The organism is Actinomadura litoris, assembly GCF_009733595.1.
GTDB lineage: Bacteria > Actinomycetota > Actinomycetes > Streptosporangiales > Streptosporangiaceae > Spirillospora > Spirillospora litoris.
Genome location: NZ_WOFH01000020.1, coordinates 123,111 through 140,587 on the forward strand (window position 1 = coordinate 123,111; position 17,477 = coordinate 140,587).

Genomic DNA, 17,477 nt, shown 5'->3' on the forward strand with positions numbered 1-17,477 from the left:
GCAGTGCTGTGAACGATGCGAGCAAAAGGGGCTATCGCGTACGACCTCGGCACCTAAAGGCGAAAAGGCCCGCGTATCGCCAGCCGTTCTTAAGCAGATCAGGGGAACGGATCGAGCGTAAGACCGCCCCGGAGGCGTGTCAACGGTCGGCGCGCTATCCGAAAGGGGATAGAAAACCTTCGAATTGGTGCCGGTGGGGCTCGTGTGATTTACCGGCGGCGGGGCGGGCGGTGATTTTCCCCGCTGCTTATGCCCCGTTATCGCCGGACCAATAAAGCGGGCGCGGGGAGGTGGCCGGGCGGTCAGCGGCCGGGCGGACGGCCGGTAAGGCGCGTGGTGAGGGACGTCGCGGTCGCCCGGACGACGCCCGCGAGCGCGGGCCAGGTCTCCGGCGGGTGCCCCTCCCGGCGGAAGGTGACCGTGATCGCGGCGGTGGGGTGGCCGGTGTGGTCGAAGGAGCAGGCGGCGATGCTGGCGAAGCCCTCGGTGATGTGGCCGTCTTCGGCCGACCAGCCGCGCTGGGCGTCGCGCGCCAGGACCTGGCGCAGCTCGCGCAGGGTGGCCGGGCCGCGTCCCGTCCGGTCGATGAAGGGGTGCGGGAACAGGGCCCTGACCTGCGCCGGGGGGAGGTGGGCGAGCAGCGAGAGGCCGCTCGCGGTGAGCTGGGCGGGCATCCGGACGCCGACGTCGGTGACCAGCGTCGCGTGCCGGGGCGGCTGCTCCTTGAGCAGGTAGAGGGTCTCGGCCCCGTGCAGGACGCCGAGCTGCGCGATCTCGCCGAGCCGGTCCACCAGGCGGCGCAGCAGGGGGCGGGCGAGGCGTTCGAGGGGCTCGTGGCGCAGGTAGGCGGAGCCGACCTCGAACGCGCCGACGCCGAGGCCCCAGCGGCGCTCCTCGGGCAGGTAGGAGACGAAGCCGTCCTCGGCCATCGCGGTCAGCAGGTGGTAGGCGCTGGAGCGCGGCAGTTCGAGGGCGCGGGCGATCGCGGAGGCGGGCAGCGGGCCGGGCGCGCCCGCGAGCAGGCGCAGCACGGCGAGGGCCCGTCGGGCGGCGGGGACCTGGCTCATCGTCCCATAGTCTCGTATGTGAGACAGATGGGGCGGTCCGGGTCTGCCTGTGGCGGCGGTCGGGGCGTTCCAATGGTGGACATGGGATCGGCGGGCGTCTGCCCGCCCGGTTTGGATCGGCGGGCGCGAGCCCGCCGGGCACGGCATTAGGCGGGCGCGGGCCCGCCGGGTAGGGATTCGCTATGGGGGACGTTGATGTCCGGGTCGGGCCGGAGCCGCTGAGCTTCGCGCAGGTCGAGGCCGTGGCCCGGGACGGCGCGCGGGTCGCGCTGACCGAGGAGTCGCTCGCGCTCGTCGCGGCGGCCCGGGAGCACATCGAGGAGCTGTCGGCCAGGCCCACGCCCGTCTACGGCGTCTCGACCGGCTTCGGGGCGCTCGCCACCCGGCACATCGCCCCCGAACTGCGGGCGCGGCTCCAGCTCAACATCGTCCGGTCGCACGCGGCCGGGTCGGGGCCCGAGGTCGAGCGGGAGGTCGTGCGGGCGCTGATGCTGCTGCGGCTGCGGACGCTCGCCACCGGCCGGACGGGCGTCCAGCCGGTGACCGCGCGGACGCTCGCCGCGCTGCTCAACGCGGGCATCACCCCGCAGGTGTTCGAGCACGGCAGCCTCGGCTGCTCCGGCGACCTCGCCCCGCTCGCGCACGTGGCGCTGGCGCTGATCGGCGAGGGCTCGGTGCGCGACGCCGGGGGCGAGCTGCGCCCGGCCGCCGAGGCGCTCGCCGAGGCCGGGATCGAGCCGGTGACGCTCGGCGCCAAGGAGGGCCTCGCCCTGCTGAACGGGACGGACGGCATGCTCGGCATGCTCGTCCTCGCCATCCGCGACCTGCACCGGCTGCTGACCGCCGCCGACGTGGCGGCGGCGATGAGCGTGGAGGCGCTGCTCGGCACCGACCGCGTGTTCGCCGCCGACCTGCAGGAGCTGCGGCCGCACCCGGGGCAGGCCACGTCCGCCGCGAACCTGCGGGCGCTGCTGGCCGAGTCGGAGATCATGGAGTCGCACCGGGGGCCCGACTGCACCCGCGTCCAGGACGCCTACTCCCTGCGCTGCGCCCCCCAGGTGAACGGCGCCGCGCGCGACACCCTCGCCCACGCCGAGATGGTCGCCGGGCGGGAGCTGGTCTCCGCCGTCGACAACCCCGTCGTGCTGCCGGACGGCCGGGTCGAGTCCAACGGCAACTTCCACGGCGCGCCCGTCGCGTACGTGCTGGACTTCCTCGCCGTGCCCGCCGCCGACGTCGCCTCGATGTCCGAGCGCCGCACCGACCGGATGCTCGACCGGGCCCGCTCCGACGGGCTGCCCGCCTTCCTCGCCGACGACCCGGGCGTGGACTCCGGCCACATGATCGCCCAGTACACCCAGGCCGCGATCGTCTCGGACCTCAAGCGGCTCGCCGTGCCGTCGAGCGCCGACTCGATCCCGAGCTCGGCGATGCAGGAGGACCACGTCTCGATGGGCTGGAGCGCGGCGCGCAAGCTGCGCAAGGCCGTGGACGGCCTCACCCAGGTCGTCGCGATCGAGATCCTCACCGCCGCGCGGGCCCTCGACCTGCGCAGCCCGCTGCGTCCCGGCCCCGCCACCGGCGCGGTCGTGGCCCGGCTGCGCGAGGCCGTCCCGCCGCCCGGCCCCGACCGCTACCTCGCGCCCGAGATCGCCGCCGCCACCCGGCTCGTCCGGGACGGCTCGCTCGTCGCCGCCGCCGAGGCCGTCACCGGCCCCCTCTCCTGAAGGAGCACCGCACATGTCCCGTACCGTCCGCGCGCCGCGCGGCACGTCGCTGACCGCCGCGAAGGGCTGGCCGCAGGAGGCCGCGCTCCGCATGATCCAGAACAACCTCGACCCGGAGGTGGCCGAGCACCCCGAGGAGCTGGTCGTCTACGGCGGGTCGGGGAAGGCCGCCCGGAACTGGGAGTCCTACGACGGCATCATCCGCTCCCTGACCGACCTTGAGGGGGACGAGACCCTGCTCGTCCAGTCGGGCAAGCCGGTCGGGATCTTCCGGACGCACGAGTGGGCGCCGCGCGTCCTGATCGCCAACTCCAACCTGGTTCCGCAGTGGGCGACCTGGGAGGAGTTCCGCCGCCTGGAGTCGCTCGGCCTGACGATGTTCGGGCAGATGACCGCCGGCTCGTGGATCTACATCGGGACGCAGGGCATCCTCCAGGGCACCTACGAGACGTTCGCGGCCGTCGCCGAGAAGCGGTTCGGCGGCTCGCTCGCCGGCACGATCACGCTGACCGCCGGGCTCGGCGGGATGGGCGGCGCGCAGCCCCTCGCGGTCACGATGAACGGCGGCGTCGCGATCTGCGTCGAGTGCGACCCGTCCCGGATCGACCGGCGCGTCGAGCACCGGTACTGCGACGTGCGGGCCGACTCGCTGGACGAGGCGCTCCGCCTGGCGGAGGAGGCCAAGGCGGCGCGGCGGCCGCTGTCGATCGGGCTGCTCGGGAACGCCGCCGACATCGTCCCCGAACTGCTGCGCCGCGGCGCGCCGATCGACATCGTCACCGACCAGACCAGCGCGCACGACCCGCTGATGTACCTGCCGACCGGCGTCGAGTTCGACGACATGGCCGCCGAGCGCGAGAAGGACCCCGCCGCGTTCACCGACCGGGCGCGCGCGTCGATGGCCGCGCACGTGGAGGCGATGGTCGGCTTCCAGGACGCGGGCGCCGAGGTGTTCGACTACGGCAACTCGATCCGCGGCGAGGCGCAGCTCCACGGGTACGAGCGGGCGTTCGACTTCCCGGGGTTCGTGCCCGCCTACATCCGTCCGCTGTTCGCCGAGGGCAAGGGCCCGTTCCGGTGGGCGGCGCTGTCGGGCGACCCGAAGGACATCGCCCGCACCGACCAGGCGATCCTCGACCTGTTCCCCGACAACGAGCCGCTGAACCGCTGGATCAGGATGGCGGGGGAGCGCGTCCACTTCCAGGGGCTGCCGTCCCGGATCTGCTGGCTCGGCTACGGCGAGCGCGACCGGGCCGGGGAGCTGTTCAACGACCTCGTGGCGCGCGGTGAGATCAGCGCGCCGCTCGTCCTCGGCCGCGACCACCTCGACTGCGGTTCGGTCGCGAGCCCCTACCGCGAGACCGAGGGCATGCTCGACGGGTCGGACGCGATCGCCGACTGGCCGCTGCTGAACGCCATGCTCAACACCGCCTCCGGCGCGACGTGGGTGTCGATCCACCACGGCGGCGGCGTCGGCATCGGGCGCTCGATCCACGCCGGGCAGGTCTGCGTCGCCGACGGGACGGAGCTCGCGGGGGAGAAGCTCCGCCGCGTCCTGACCAACGACCCGGGCACCGGCGTCATGCGGCACGTCGACGCGGGCTACGACCGCGCCGCCGAGGTCGCCGCCGAGCGTGGCGTCCGCATCCCGATGCTGGACCGATAGGGGACGCGCGCCAGTGAGCTTCGAGTCGATGTGGGCGGACCTGCTGCCCGTGGGGCGGGACGCGGCGACCGGCGGCTACCACCGGTTCGCGTGGACGCCGCCCGAGCTGGAGTGCCGTGCCTGGTTCCTGGACGAGGCGCGCCGCCGCGCCCTCGCCGTCGAGCACGACCCCAACGGCAACATGATCGCCTGGTGGCGCCCGGACGGCACGGAGGGCCGCGAGGCCGTGCTGACCGGGAGCCACCTCGACTCGGTGCCCGGCGGCGGCGCGTTCGACGGGCCGCTCGGTGTCGTGTCGGCGTTCGCGGCCGTCGACCTGCTGCGCCGGCGGGGCGTCACGCCCGCGCGGCCGATCGGGATCGGCGTGTTCGTGGAGGAGGAGGGCGCCCGGTTCGGGGTGGCCTGCCTCGGTTCGCGGCTGCTGGCCGGGGCGATCGACCCGGAGCGGGCGCGCGGCCTCACCGACGCGGAGGGGCGCACGTTCGCCGAGGTCATGCACGCGGCGGGGCTCGACCCGCAGGCGATCGGCCCGGACGAGGGCCTGCTCGCCCGCATCGGCTGCTACGTCGAGCTGCACGTCGAGCAGGGGCGCGCGCTCCACGAGCCCGTCGGGGTGGCGAGCGCGATCGTCCCGCACGGGCGGTGGCGGTTCGACTTCGCGGGCGAGGGCAACCACGCCGGGACGACGCTGCTCACCGACCGCCGCGACCCGATGCTGCCGTTCGCGGGCATGGTCCTCGCCGCGCGCGAGGCCGCCCAGCGCAACGGCACGGTCGCGACGGTCGGCAAGGTCAGGGTCGAGCCCGGCGGGGTGAACGCGATCGCCTCGGCGGTCACCGCGTGGCTGGACGCGCGCGGCCCCTCCGACGCCGACGTCCGCCGGACGGTCGCCGAGATCGACGCGGCCGCCCGCGCCGCCGCCGTCGCGCACCGGGTGGGCGTGGACCTCGCCGAGGAGTCCTACAGCGCGGTCGTCGACTTCGACCACGCGCTGCGCGACCGGCTCGGCAAGGCGCTCGGCGGCGTGCCCGTCCTGCCGACGGGGGCCGGGCACGACGCGGGCGTCCTGTCGGCGCGGATCCCGGCGGCGATGCTGTTCGTGCGGAACCCGACCGGGATCTCGCACGCCCCGGCCGAGTCCGCCGAGACCGGCGACTGCCTGGCGGGCGTCGAGGCGCTCGCGACCGTACTGGCCGACCTGGCGGGCGGGTATGGGTCCTGATATGCGATGGCATGCGCAGCTCGCCTGGCTCGGTGACGGCGTCGCCTCCGACGTGCTCATCGAGACCGACGGGGAGCGGATCACCGGCGTCACCCGCGACGTCCCGCCGCCGGAGGGCGCCCGCCGCCTGCCGGGGCTCACGCTGCCCGGCCTGGCGAACGCCCACTCCCACGCCTTCCACCGCGCGCTGCGCTCTCGCGTCCAGGCGGACCGGGGGACGTTCTGGACGTGGCGCGACCAGATGTACCGGATCGCCGACCGGCTGACCCCCGAGTCCTACCGCGCGCTCGCCACCGCCGCGTTCGCCGAGATGGCGCTCGCGGGGATCAGCTGCGTCGGCGAGTTCCACTACCTGCACCACCGGCCGGGCGGCGCCCCCTACGGCGACCCCAACGCGATGGGCGAGGCGCTGATCGCCGCCGCCGCCGACGCGGGCGTCCGCATCACGCTGCTGGACACCTGCTACCTGGCGGGCGGCATCGGGGAGCCGCTCACGGGCCCGCAGCTGCGGTTCGGCGACGGCACGGCGGGCAACTGGGCGCGCCGGGTCGGCAGCCTGCACGACCAGGTCGGCAAGGAGGGCCGCTGGCACGCCCGGGTCGGCGCCGCGATCCACTCGGTCCGCGCGGTGCCGCGCGAGCAGCTCCGCGCCGTCGCGGCGTGGGCCGCCGAGCGCCGGGCGCCGCTGCACGTCCACCTGTCCGAGCAGCCCGCCGAGAACAGCGCGTGCCTGGACGCCTACGGCATGACGCCCACCCGGCTCCTCGCCGAGGCGGGCGCGCTCGGCGCGCTGACCACCGCCGTCCACGCCACCCACCTCACCGAGGACGACATCGGCCTGCTCGGCGCCACGATGACCGGCGTGTGCATGTGCCCGACCACCGAGCGCGACCTCGCCGACGGCATCGGCCCGGCGCGCGCGCTCGCGGGCGCCGGGTCCCCGATCTGCCTCGGCTCCGACCAGCACGCGGTGATCGACCTGTTCGAGGAGGCACGCGCCGTCGAGCTGGACGAGCGGCTGCGCACCCGCGCCCGGGGCCACTGGACGGCGGGGGAGCTGATCACCACCGCCACGTCCGCCGGGCACTCCGCGCTCGGCTGGCCCGAGGCGGGACGGCTGGAGCCCGGCGCCTACGCCGACCTCGTCACCGTGGACCTCGGCTCGGTCCGGACGGCGGGCGCCGGGCCCGCGCACGCCGCCGAGGCGGCCGTGTTCGCCGCGACCGCCGCCGACGTCCGGCACGTGGTGGTCTCCGGCCGCCAGGTCGTGGAGGACGGCCGGCACCTGCTGGTCGACGACGTGCCCGCCGCGCTCGCCGAGTCGATCGCGGCGGTGACCGGGTGAAGGACGACGGATCGGCGCGTGACATGCTTTCGCGGATGAGCACCTCCACCACCGGTACCAGCACGGTGATCACCAACATCGGGGAACTGGTCACCAACGAGCCCGGCGCGGGCGAGGGGCCGCTGGGCGTCCGCCGCGGCGCCGCGCTGGTGATCGAGGACGGCGTGGTCGCGTGGACCGGTCCCGCGTCCGAGGCCCCCGCCGCCGACGCGGCGTTCGACGCCGCCGGACGCGCCGTCCTGCCCGGTTTCGTCGACTCGCACGCGCACCTGGTGTTCGCCGGGGAGCGGGCCGAGGAGTTCGCCGCGCGCATGAGCGGCCAGAAGTACACCGGCGGCGGCATCCGCACCACGGTGGAGCGCACGCGGGGGGCCTCCGACGACGACCTGCGCGCGAACCTGCGCCGCCTGCTGGGGGAGATGGCGCGGCAGGGCACGACGACGGTGGAGTGCAAGTCCGGGTACGGGCTCACGGTCGAGCAGGAGGAGCGCGCGCTGCGCCTCGCCGCCGAGCAGGCCGACGAGGTCACCTTCCTCGGCGCCCACGTCGTCCCCGTCGAGTACGACGGCGACGCCTCCGGCTACGCGCGCCACGTCGCGACCGACATGCTCGCCGCCTGCGCCCCGCACGCCCGCTGGATCGACGTGTTCTGCGAGCGGGGCGCGTTCGACGCCGACCAGGCCCGCGAGGTGCTGGAGGCCGGGATCGCGGCCGGGCTCGCGCCGCGCGTGCACGCCAACCAGCTCACCGAGGGGCCGGGGGTGCGGCTCGCGGTGGAGCTGGACGCCGCGTCCGCCGACCACTGCACGTTCCTCAGCGACGCCGACGTGGACGCGCTCGCCTCGTCCCGGACGGTCGCGACGCTGCTGCCCGGGGTCGAGTTCTCCACCCGCCAGCCCTACCCCGACGCCCGCCGCCTCCTGGACGCGGGCGCCACCGTCGCGCTCGCCTGCGACTGCAACCCGGGCTCCTGCTACAGCTCAAGCATGGCGTTCTGCATCGCGGTGGCGGTCCGCGACATGGGCATGACCCCGGCCGAGGCGGTGTGGTCGGCGACGGCGGGCGGCGCCCGCGCGCTGCGCCGCACCGACGTCGGCCACCTGGCGGTCGGGGCGCGCGCCGACGTGCTCGCGCTGGACGCCGCGTCCCACATCCACCTCGCCTACCGGCCCGGCGTCCCGCAGGTCGCCGCGGTCTGGAAGGCCGGTGTCCAGGTGGCGGGTGTTCAGGTCGCGTAGCGGCGGTTGACCCTGATCAGGGGACGCTCGCCGCGCGCGACGTAGTCGGCCGCGAGGACCTCGGCGACGAACAGCGTGTGGTCGCCCGCCTCGACGCTCCGGCGGGTCTCGCATTCGAGCGCGGCGAGGCCGCCGCCCGGGATCAGCGCGTCCGAGCGCGGGCCGCGATGGTGCGGGGCGGCGGCCAGCAGCAGCCGCGCGCTCGGGCGGCCCTCGGCGGCGAACCGCCCCGCCAGCGCGCGCTGCCCCGCCGCCAGCACGGTCGCCGCCCAGCGGTCGCGGCGGCGCAGCACCTCGGCGAGGTAGGACGCGGACGCGACACCCGCCACCACCATCGGCGGCTCCAGCGACACCGACATGAACGAGGTGACGGTCGTGCCGAGGTCGTCGCGGCCGTCCCGGACGGTCAGCACGACCACGCCCGTCGCGAACCCCGCGACGGCCTCGACGAAGTCCGCGCCGGCCTCGCCGCTCAGCGGATCTCCCAGGACCCCGGCAGCGTCAGCGGACCGGCCGAGGGCAGCCCGAGCCGCGCCGCGAGGCCGCCCAGCGACCCCCAGCCGTCCAGCCGCGCGGACGCGGCGGTGCGGTCCTCGCTGGACTCGGGCGGGCGGAGCCGCTCCAGCGGCGAGGTGTGCGGGTAGGAGCGGACGGGCGCGTCGGCGGGCAGGCCCGCCCGCTTGCGGGCCAGTCCGAGCGCGAGGTCGAGGCCGCCGAGCTCGTCCACCAGGCCGTGGTCGCGGGCGTCGGCGCCGGTCCAGACGCGGCCCCGCGCCAGCTCGTGCACGCGCTCGCGGGACAGGTCGCGCCCCTCGGCGACCTTCCGGGTGAAGTCGTCGTAGATCCGGTCGAGCGAGGCGTTGATCCGCTCCCACTCCGATTCGCTGAAGTCCTTGGTCGCGCTGAAGATCCGGGCGTGCTCGCCGACGGCGACCGAGCCGAGCCCGACGCCGACCCGGCCGAGCAGGTCGTTCACGACCGCCTTGCCGACGACCACGCCGATCGAGCCGGTGATCGTGCCGGGCTGCGCGACGATCGCGTCGGCGCCCATCGCGACGTAGTACCCGCCGGACGCGGCGACGTCGCCCATCGAGACGACGACCGGCTTGCCCGCGCGGCGGGCCAGCGTCACCTCGCGCCAGATCGCGTCGGAGGCGACGGCGGAGCCGCCGGGGCTGTTGACGCGGAACACGATCGCCTTGACCCGGTCGTCCTTGGCGGCGGCGCGGAACGCGGCGCCGACCGTGTCCGAGCCCATCGCGGGGCCGGAGTTCGGCAGCGGCCCGCCGCGCCCGCTGCGGCCGAGCCGGATCGGGCCGTGCCCGTTGATGAGCGCGACGACGTCCTGCTTGCCCGGCTGCGGGATGCGGCGGGCGAGGCCGTGCGAGCGGCCGTAGCGCGCCACGTAGCGGAGCTGCGCCGACTCGCCGAACTCCTCGCGCAGGTCGGCGTAGACCTCGTCGCGGTAGCCGAGCCGGTCGACCAGGCCCTCCTCCAGCGCCTCGTCGGCCAGCAGCGGGCCCCGGTCGGTCAGCTCGCGGACGCGCTCCTCGGGCAGGTTCCGCGCGGCGGCGACGCCCGCGGTGATCTGCTCGCCGATCGAGGCGACGAGCCGCCTGGAGGACTCCTCGTGCTCGGGCGTGTAGGCGCGCTCCACGAAGGTGTTGGCCATCGTCTTGTACTCGTGCCGCTTGGCGAACCGGGGCTGGACGCCGAGCTTGTCCAGCGCGCCCGCGAAGAACGGCTCCTCCAGCGCGACGCCGGTCAGCCCGACCTCGCCGGTGGGCTGGAGGTACACCTTCTCGAACCCGGTCGCCAGGTAGTACGGGACGGTGCCGCGCCCGCTCTCGCCGAACGTCTCCGCCCACGCCACGGTCAGCTTGCCCGCCTCGCGGAACGCCTGGACGGCCTCCCGCAGCTCCTGCGCGAGCGCCAGCCCGACCCCGCCGGTCACCTTCACGACGAGCGCGCGCACCCGGGTGTCGGAGCGGGCGCGGCGCAGCCCGTCCAGGACGTCGCGCAGGCCGGTGCGGCGCATGGACATGATCGCCGAGATCGGGTCCGCGGGCGCGTGCTCCACGACCCCCTCGGTGAGGTCCAGCTCCAGGATCAGCGGGGCCGTCCGCCGGTCCCGGGCCTGCTTGATGACGTTGACGACCGTACCGGGATCCACCATGGCACCAGCCTATGCGCTGGGGGGCGGCGGCCCGGTCCGGGTCGGCGCCCCCGCTATCGTCGCCGTATGGGAGGCCCTAGGGAAGTCGGCGGCGGCGACGGGGACGGCTGGGCGGAATGCGGGCAGGGGCATACGCACTGGGGCAGGTTCGGCGCCTCCGGGCTGCTCGCCTACCACCGCGACGCCGGCGGGCAGGTCTGGGTGCTGTTGCAGCACCGCGCCCTGTGGGGTCTCGGCGGCGGGACGTGGGGCATGTTCGGCGGAGCCCTGCACAGCCACGAGGACCCCGTGGGCGGCGCGCTCCGCGAGACGTCCGAGGAGAGCACGCTCTCGCCCGACGACGTGGTCGTGCGGGGCACCAGCGTCGAGGACCACGGCGGGTGGGCGTTCACCTCGGTGATCGCCGCCGTGCCGGAGCGGGTGGAGGTGCGTCCCGCGTCGCGGGAGACGCAGGGCGCGGAGTGGGTGCGCGCCGAGGAGGTCGGGGACCGCGAGCTGTTCGCCCCGTTCGAGCGCTCCTGGTCGTGGCTGCGGGACGCGATGAAGGGCCTCGTCCTGATCGTGGACGCGGCGAACGTCGTCGGCGCCCGCGCGGACGGCTGGTGGAAGGACCGCGCGGGCGCCAACGCCCGCCTCCGCGACGACCTGGCGGTGCTGGAGCGGGGCGTGGAGGGCGTGCCGGGCGTCCCGTTCGACCGGACGTTCCCGGAGGTCGTGCTGGTGGTCGAGGGCGCGGCGCGCGGGGTCGCCGGCGAGCCGGCCGGGCCCGGCGGCGTGCGGGTGGTGGCGGCGCCGGGCAGCGGCGACGACCATATCGTGGGGCTGCTCGCGGACCCGCGTCCGGATACCGTGCATCTCGTCGTGACCGCCGACCGCGGGCTGCGCGCCCGCTGCGAGGCGGCGGGCGCCTCCGTCGTCGGCCCCCGCTGGCTCCTCGACCGCCTGCGCTAGGGGTCGACGCGGTGCCCGGCCGCGGTGAGGGCCTCGACGGCGTCCTTCCGGCGGTGCTCGGGCACCAGCACCAGGTCGGCGTGGAAGGTGGAGGCGACGAAGACCGGGACGCCCGCCTCGGCCAGCGGCCCGACGAGCGCCGCCAGCATGCCCGGGACGTCGACGCCGTGCGGGTCGGCGCCGCTGTAGAAGCCGACCCAGCGCTCCGCCTCCGCGTACGGCGAGGCGTCCCGGATCACGGTGAGGCCCTCGGGGGCGCGCACCAGCGCGATCCACTCGTCGTCCTCGGGCAGCGTCGCGTTCGGCAGGTGCTCCACCAGGAACTGGGACGGGACGGCATGGAGGCGCTGCGCGAGGGTCATGCGGATCACCCTAGCGGCCGGTCGGGCCGTCCTCCGGGGCGAGCCAGACCGCGCCGAGCGGCGGGACGCGCAGGACGGCCGAGGCGGGCAGCCCGTGCCAGGGCACCGCCTCCGCCTCGACGCGGCCGAGGTTGCCGACGCCGCTGCCGCCGTACTCGTAGGCGTCGGTGTTGAGGACCTCGCGCCAGCCGCCCTCGCGGGGCAGGCCCAGCCGGTAGCCCTCGTGCGGGCTGCCCGCGAAGTTGACGACGCAGGCGAGCACCGGCGGCCCGTCGCTCCCGGACGTCCCGTACCGCAGGAAGGACAGGGTGTTGCCGTCCGCGTCGTTGCCGTCGATCCAGCGGAAGCCCTCGTGGTCGCTGTCGCTCGTCCACAGCGCGGGCTCGGCCCGGTAGACGCCGTTCAGCGCGCGGACGAACCGCTGCAGCCCGAGGTGGTGGGCGCCCTCGGCGGCGTTGTCGAGCAGCCACCAGTCCAGCGGGCGCTCCTCGGCCCACTCCGAGCCCTGGCCGAACTCCTGGCCCATGAACAGCAACTGCTTGCCGGGGTGCGACCACATGTAGGCGAGGAGGGCGCGCAGCCCGGCGAACCGCTGCCAGGTGTCGCCCGGCGCCTTGCCCAGCAGCGACCCCTTGCCGTGGACGACCTCGTCGTGCGACAGCGGCAGGACGTAGTTCTCCGAGAACGCGTACACCAGCGAGAACGTGATCTCGTTGTGGTGGTAGGAGCGGAACACCGGCTCGCGCCGCAGGTATTCGAGCGTGTCGTGCATCCAGCCCATGTTCCACTTGAACCCGAACCCGAGCCCGCCCAGGTGGGTGGGGCGGGTCACGCCCGGCCACGCCGTCGACTCCTCGGCGATCGTCATCACGCCCGGGTCGCGCTTGTAGACCGTCGCGTTCATCTCCTGGAGGAACGAGATGGCCTCCAGGTTCTCGCGGCCGCCGTAGACGTTCGGCGTCCACTGGCCGTCCTCGCGCGAGTAGTCGAGGTAGAGCATGGAGGCGACGGCGTCCACGCGCAGGCCGTCGACGTGGAACTCCTCCAGCCAGTACGAGGCGTTGGCCACCAGGAAGTTGCGGACCTCGGCGCGGCCGTAGTTGAACACGAGCGTGCCCCAGTCGGGGTGTTCGCCCCGCTTCGGGTCGTCGTGCTCGTACAGAGCGGTGCCGTCGAAGCGCGCAAGGGCCCACTCGTCCTTGGGGAAGTGCGCGGGCACCCAGTCGACGATGACGCCGATGCCGGCGCGGTGCAGCTCGTCGACCAGGTGGCGGAAGTCGTCCGGTGAGCCGAACCGCGAGGTCGGCGCGTAGTAGGACGTCACCTGGTAGCCCCAGGACGGCCCGTAGGGGTGCTCCGCGACGGGCAGCAGCTCCACGTGCGTGAAGCCCATGTCCCGCACGTAGGCGGTCAGCTCCACGGCGAGGTCGCGGTAGCCGAGGCCGGGCCGCCACGAGCCCAGGTGCACCTCGTACACGCTCATCGGCTCGTGCAGCCAGTCGCGCTCCTTGCGGGCGTCCATCCATTCCGCGTCGCGCCACTCGTAGGACGAGGTGAACACGCGGGACGCGGTCGCCGGGGGCTGCTCGGTGGAGCGCGCCATCGGGTCGGCCTTGGCGCGCCAGACGCCGTCCGCGCCGAGGATCTCGAACTTGTAGCGGTCACCGTCGCCGACGCCGGGCACGAACAGCTCCCAGACGCCGGTGGAGCCGAGCGAGCGCATCGGGTGCGCGCGGCCGTCCCAGTGGTTGAAGTCGCCGACGACGCGGACACCGCGCGCGGTCGGCGCCCACACCGCGAACCCGGTGCCCTTGACCGGCCCGAACGCGGAGGCGTAGCCGCGCACCCGCGCGCCGAGCGCCCGCCACAGCTCCTCGTGCCGCCCCTCGCCGATCAGGTGCAGGTCGAGTTCGCCGAGCGTGGGCGCGTGCCGGTACGGGTCGTCCTGGAGGGTCTCGGCGCCGTCCCGGTAGGTGACCGCGAGCCGGTAGTCGGGGACCGCGAGCGGCGCGCGGCCGGGGTCGTCGCCCGCGAGCGAGGCGCTCTCCGGCAGCGTCCCGGCGAAGACGCCCTCGTGGACGTGCCGGAGCGGATGCCGGTCGCCGTTCGGCAGCACGGCCTCGACGCGCTCGGCGAGCGGCCGCAGCGCCCGGACGGTGACCCCGTCGCGCCCGGGATGCGCCCCGAGGACGCCGTGCGGATCATGGTGGTCGCCTCCGACGAGCCGCTCGATCTCCGCGCGCGTCACCCGTGCCATGGCGTCATGGCCTCCCGTCACTGATGCTGATGTCCTCAGTAGGGGGTGCCCGTAGATCGGCCTCTCTCACGCGGCGCGGCGACCTGTTTCCAGGAGATTGCGGTCCGCCCGGCGGGCGCGGAGCACCGGCACCGCATGACGGACGGAACATCCCCGGTCACGGCCGGGGACGGGAGCGGCCCGGCCGGGGCGGCGGGCGCAACCCTTGCGGGCGGATGAGAATCTCAGCGGAGAATATTGCGGCCGCACGGGCGCCACCACTCATTGTTTTGGGGTCGCGCCGAATGTGCCGTCCGTGCGGCCACGTCTGTCGGGCCCGGCGGTGACATCGACCCCACCGCCCCGGTCATCGGTTCCGGTGTCACCTCAGCGCCATAGGTACCTTCCGTGCCGGTTCGTCCCGGCCCGGCCCGCTCCCGCTCGCAGGCCGGGCCGGACCGGTCCTCCACGGTCGCCGCGGTCGTCCGCGGAGGACTCATCCCTCCCCGCGCTTCTGGTCGAGCAGGAGCTCGCGCAGCCCCGCCGCGTCGTCGGCGGCCACGGTCATCGCGTATCCCGCCTGGAGTTGGGCGTCCGTCAGGTCGGTGCTTCGGGTGGCGTACCAGCGCCCGGCGTCGCTGCGCCAGACCTGCCAGCCGGGGAAGTCGCTCTCGATGGCCGCCTTCCGATCCTCGAAGTCGCCCATCAAGGTCGTCCTTTCCCCGAGGTGGCTCTTCTGTATACAAAAGTCTTACTCGGTTAAAGAGGTGTCAAGCTGTCCGTAAGCGGACCGTCTCCCCCGAGATAGCGCGAGGAAGGTATGGATGAGTGTGGGAGGCCGGTCAGGATCGAACGCCGCGTCGAACGAAGGGGAGGTGACGCCGGTGTCGGACCGTCCCGCCTACCTGCGCATCGCCGACATGCTGCGCGAGGGCATCCGCGACGGCAGCCTTCCGCAAGGAACGCGGCTGCCGACCATGGCGGAGCTGTGCTCGTCCCACGGGGTCTCGGAGATCGTCGTGCGGCAGGCCGTCGCGCTGCTGCGCCAGGAGGGGCTCGTCGAGACCCGGCGCGGCGGCGGCACCGTCGTGCGGGTCGTCCCGCCGGCGCGCCGGGTGGCCATGGACCGGTACCGGGCGTTCACCCGGCCGCTGGCGGTGCCGGAGACGACGTTCACCCGGGATCAGCGGATCTCGTGGGAGGAGTACCGGCTCGACAAGGAGTTCACGCGGGTGCGCGCGGACGAGGAGTTGGGCGCGCTGTTCGAGCTGCCGCCCGGGACCGAGCTGCTGCGGCGCCGGTTCGTGTTCCACGCCCGCGGTGAGCCGCAGCAGATCTCGGTGAACTTCCTGCCGTGGGACCTGGTGGGGGACACACCCGTCAGTGATCCGGAGCGGGAGCCGTGGCCGGGCGGGACGCTCGCCCAGCTCGCTTATCTGGGGCATCCGCCGACGCGGGTGGAGGAGTCGGTGCGGTCCCGGATGCCGACGCCGGAGGAGGTCGAGACGCTGCGGCTGACCGGCGGCGTCCCGGTCCTGGCGATCACCCGGCGGATGCTGTCGCGCGCCTCGGTCATGGAGGTGTGCCGCGACATCGTGCTGCCCGCCGACCGCGTCGTCCTCGACTACTCCATCGACCTGTGACCAGACCCGTGGCGGGTCAGCCCGCGAGGTAGGCCAGCGACCGGAGCGGCACGTTCACCCACGACGGCCGGTTGCGCGCCTCGTAGCGGACCTCGTAGACGGCCTTGTCCAGCTCGAACGCCCGCAGCAGCGCGGCGTGGGCCGCGGGGTCGGCGCCGCCGTTCCCGACGTAGCCGGCGCAGAACGCGTCCCGGTTGCGCTCCGCCCACGCCTGAGCGCGCCGCTCCAGCGCGTCCGCCGCCTCGGGAGGCCCCGCGTCCTCGCCCGCGAGCAGGAACCGCGCCGCGTAGTCGAAGGAGCGCAGCATCCCGGCGACGTCGCGGAGCGGGTGGGCGAGGGCGCGCCGCTCGGCCGGGGGACGGGCCGGTTCGCCCTCGAAGTCCAGCACCACCCAGCCCGCCCCGGTGCGCAGCACCTGGCCGAGGTGGTAGTCGCCGTGGACGCGCTGGAGGGGCAGCGGCGGCGCGTCCGCCGCACCGGTCGCGGCGGCCCCGGCCCGCTCGAACGCCGCGCGGATCGCCGGGGCGTGCGGGCGCAGCGCGGGGACGGCGGCGCCGACCTGGTCGAGCTGCTCCGCCATCCCCTGGACGAGCGCCCGCATCTGCCCGGCGGGCGCGGGCGTCACGCCGAACGCCGCCGCCAGGTCGCGGTGCACCTGCGCGGTGGCGGCGCCGAGCCGCTCCGCCTCCCCGGCGAAGTCGCCCCCGGCGGCGCCGGGCACCGGCTCGGACGCGCCCGCGGGCTGGGCGTACCAGTCGCGGACGCTGGTGAGCGCGAGGCTCCAGCCGTCGGTCGCGGTGGGCATGAACTCCGACAGCAGCGCAAGCGTGGCCGGCTCGCCGTCCGCGTTCACGCCGTGGTCGGGCTCCAGCTCGATCCAGCCGCGCACCGCCGGGACGTGGACGCAGCCCGCGCGCGTCAGCGCGAGGTTGACCTCCAGGTCGGGGTTCACGCCGGGGGACAGGCGGCGGAACAGCTTGCAGATGTAGGTACAGCCGTAGATGAGCGAGGTGTTGCTCTGCTCGGCCGACACCGGGACGCCGTCCAGGTCCGCCTGGATCTCGACGCCGGGCGCGGCGCGGAACCGCAGCGGGCCGATCGTGGTCTGCCCGGCGAGGTGCTCCAGCAGCGGACGGGTCAGCTCCGGGTCGTGCGCGGCGTCGTAGAGGTGGCCGAGGCCGGGCAGCCGTCCGATCGCGTGGGGCCGCAGCCGGTCGGGCAGGTTCCGGCGGGTGCCGAGGAGGAGTTGGTAGTGGTCGGTGGAGGTCTGCTGGCGGACGTCGAGCACGAGGTGGTGCAGGGCCGGGTCGCCGGGGTGGAGTTCGGTGGCGGTGCCGATCGTGATGCCGTCGATGGGGATGTGCTTGCCACCGAACCAGCGCTGCCGGGGCAGCCATCCCTCCAGGAGCCGTACCACGGAGTGGCCGGGCGGCTGCACGGCTACACCGCCTTTCCGTTCGGGGAATACGGGAATTCCGGGCCGTCCGCGTCGCCGGGCGGCGGGGGCAGGACGAACCAGTAGAAGCCGTGGCCCGGAAGGGTCAGCAGATACGGGAGCTCACCGATCGCGGGGAACTGCACCCCGCCCATGCATTCGATCGGAGTGGAGTTCCGGAAGCGTCGGAGATCCAGTTCCACCGGCTGCGGAAAACGCGAGAGGTTGTTCACGCAGAGGACGGTGTCGGCGCCGCCCCACTGGTTGCTGTCCCCGCCGTCGATCTCGCGGGTGAAGGCGAGGACGGAGGGGTTGGAGGCGGAGAGTTCGTTGTAGGTGCCGACGCCGAAGACGGGGTGGCGTTGGCGGATTTCGATCATGGTGCGGGTCCAGTGCAGGAGGGATCCGG

The 17,477-nt window shown here is 74.6% G+C and carries 15 protein-coding genes; 7 read left to right on the plus strand and 8 right to left on the minus strand.

Going from position 1 to position 17,477, the window contains the following annotated elements; genetic code table 11:
• Positions 1-302: 302 nt before the first annotated feature.
• Positions 303-1,067 (minus strand): IclR family transcriptional regulator, encoded by a 765-nt coding sequence (locus GNZ18_RS38285; protein WP_156222023.1) that lies wholly within the window; start codon positions 1,065-1,067, stop codon positions 303-305.
• A gap of 182 nt (positions 1,068-1,249) precedes the next feature.
• On the opposite strand from GNZ18_RS38285, the gene hutH reads away from it, so the two are divergent.
• The 5 genes from hutH to hutI are packed head-to-tail and all read left to right on the plus strand — an operon-like array spanning position 1,250 to position 8,265.
• Positions 1,250-2,794, plus strand: a complete 1,545-nt coding sequence (gene hutH, locus GNZ18_RS38290; protein ID WP_156222025.1) for a histidine ammonia-lyase — start codon at positions 1,250-1,252, stop codon at positions 2,792-2,794.
• A gap of 13 nt (positions 2,795-2,807) precedes the next feature.
• Positions 2,808-4,460: a urocanate hydratase gene (hutU, locus tag GNZ18_RS38295; protein ID WP_156222027.1), complete on the plus strand. Its 1,653-nt coding sequence runs from the start codon at positions 2,808-2,810 to the stop codon at positions 4,458-4,460.
• 13 nt (positions 4,461-4,473) lie between these two features.
• Positions 4,474-5,682, plus strand: a complete 1,209-nt coding sequence (locus tag GNZ18_RS38300; protein WP_308165921.1) for an allantoate amidohydrolase — start codon at positions 4,474-4,476, stop codon at positions 5,680-5,682.
• 1 nt (position 5,683) lies between these two features.
• Positions 5,684-7,027 (plus strand): formimidoylglutamate deiminase, encoded by a 1,344-nt coding sequence (locus tag GNZ18_RS38305; RefSeq protein ID WP_156222029.1) that lies wholly within the window; start codon positions 5,684-5,686, stop codon positions 7,025-7,027.
• A gap of 35 nt (positions 7,028-7,062) precedes the next feature.
• Positions 7,063-8,265: an imidazolonepropionase gene (gene hutI, locus GNZ18_RS38310; RefSeq protein WP_156222031.1), complete on the plus strand. Its 1,203-nt coding sequence runs from the start codon at positions 7,063-7,065 to the stop codon at positions 8,263-8,265.
• On the opposite strand, the gene GNZ18_RS38315 is transcribed toward hutI, so the two are convergent.
• Positions 8,253-8,684, minus strand: coding sequence for a flavin reductase family protein (locus GNZ18_RS38315; RefSeq protein ID WP_308165920.1), 432 nt, complete (start codon positions 8,682-8,684; stop codon positions 8,253-8,255). The two genes, hutI and GNZ18_RS38315, sit on opposite strands and share 13 nt — an antisense overlap.
• 53 nt (positions 8,685-8,737) lie before the next feature.
• Entirely contained in the window at positions 8,738-10,441 is a 1,704-nt protein-coding gene (sppA, locus tag GNZ18_RS38320) for a signal peptide peptidase SppA (RefSeq protein ID WP_156222033.1), read from the minus strand.
• A gap of 66 nt (positions 10,442-10,507) precedes the next feature.
• Between sppA and GNZ18_RS38325 the strand changes: the two genes are divergently transcribed.
• Positions 10,508-11,392 (plus strand): NUDIX domain-containing protein, encoded by an 885-nt coding sequence (locus GNZ18_RS38325; protein WP_156222035.1) that lies wholly within the window; start codon positions 10,508-10,510, stop codon positions 11,390-11,392.
• Here the strand turns inward: GNZ18_RS38325 and GNZ18_RS38330 are convergent.
• The 3 genes from GNZ18_RS38330 to GNZ18_RS38340 form a co-directional block, all read right to left on the minus strand.
• A complete protein-coding gene (locus tag GNZ18_RS38330) occupies positions 11,389-11,754 on the minus strand; it encodes an ACT domain-containing protein (RefSeq protein WP_156222037.1) in 366 nt (121 codons plus the stop codon). The genes GNZ18_RS38325 and GNZ18_RS38330 overlap by 4 nt on opposite strands.
• Before the next feature lie 10 nt (positions 11,755-11,764).
• On the minus strand, positions 11,765-14,011 hold the full coding sequence (glgB, locus tag GNZ18_RS38335) for a 1,4-alpha-glucan branching protein GlgB (protein WP_156222039.1): 2,247 nt from the start codon (positions 14,009-14,011) through the stop codon (positions 11,765-11,767).
• 475 nt (positions 14,012-14,486) lie between these two features.
• Positions 14,487-14,696, minus strand: coding sequence for a hypothetical protein (locus GNZ18_RS38340; RefSeq protein ID WP_156222041.1), 210 nt, complete (start codon positions 14,694-14,696; stop codon positions 14,487-14,489).
• Positions 14,697-14,874: 178 nt separating this feature from the next.
• On the opposite strand from GNZ18_RS38340, the gene GNZ18_RS38345 reads away from it, so the two are divergent.
• Positions 14,875-15,633, plus strand: a complete 759-nt coding sequence (locus GNZ18_RS38345) for a GntR family transcriptional regulator (RefSeq protein WP_312874986.1) — start codon at positions 14,875-14,877, stop codon at positions 15,631-15,633.
• 16 nt (positions 15,634-15,649) lie between these two features.
• Here the strand turns inward: GNZ18_RS38345 and GNZ18_RS38350 are convergent, their stop codons facing one another.
• Positions 15,650-17,071 (minus strand): maltokinase N-terminal cap-like domain-containing protein, encoded by a 1,422-nt coding sequence (locus GNZ18_RS38350; RefSeq protein ID WP_312874987.1) that lies wholly within the window; start codon positions 17,069-17,071, stop codon positions 15,650-15,652.
• A gap of 2 nt (positions 17,072-17,073) precedes the next feature.
• Positions 17,074-17,477: alpha-glucosidase C-terminal domain-containing protein (locus GNZ18_RS38355; RefSeq protein WP_173391009.1), on the minus strand; the 404-nt coding region annotated here is incomplete at its 5' end.

Coding starts and splice junctions, on each gene's coding strand:
- glgB (WP_156222039.1), bottom strand. CDS start 14,011: ATGGCACGGGTGACGCGCGCGGAGATCGAGCGGCTCGTCGGAGGCGAC.
- hutH (WP_156222025.1), top strand. CDS start 1,250: ATGGGGGACGTTGATGTCCGGGTCGGGCCGGAGCCGCTGAGCTTCGCG.
- hutU (WP_156222027.1), top strand. CDS start 2,808: ATGTCCCGTACCGTCCGCGCGCCGCGCGGCACGTCGCTGACCGCCGCG.
- hutI (WP_156222031.1), top strand. CDS start 7,063: ATGAGCACCTCCACCACCGGTACCAGCACGGTGATCACCAACATCGGG.
- sppA (WP_156222033.1), bottom strand. CDS start 10,441: ATGGTGGATCCCGGTACGGTCGTCAACGTCATCAAGCAGGCCCGGGAC.
- GNZ18_RS38305 (WP_156222029.1), top strand. CDS start 5,684: ATGCGATGGCATGCGCAGCTCGCCTGGCTCGGTGACGGCGTCGCCTCC.
- GNZ18_RS38325 (WP_156222035.1), top strand. CDS start 10,508: ATGGGAGGCCCTAGGGAAGTCGGCGGCGGCGACGGGGACGGCTGGGCG.
- GNZ18_RS38285 (WP_156222023.1), bottom strand. CDS start 1,067: ATGAGCCAGGTCCCCGCCGCCCGACGGGCCCTCGCCGTGCTGCGCCTG.
- GNZ18_RS38340 (WP_156222041.1), bottom strand. CDS start 14,696: ATGGGCGACTTCGAGGATCGGAAGGCGGCCATCGAGAGCGACTTCCCC.
- GNZ18_RS38330 (WP_156222037.1), bottom strand. CDS start 11,754: ATGACCCTCGCGCAGCGCCTCCATGCCGTCCCGTCCCAGTTCCTGGTG.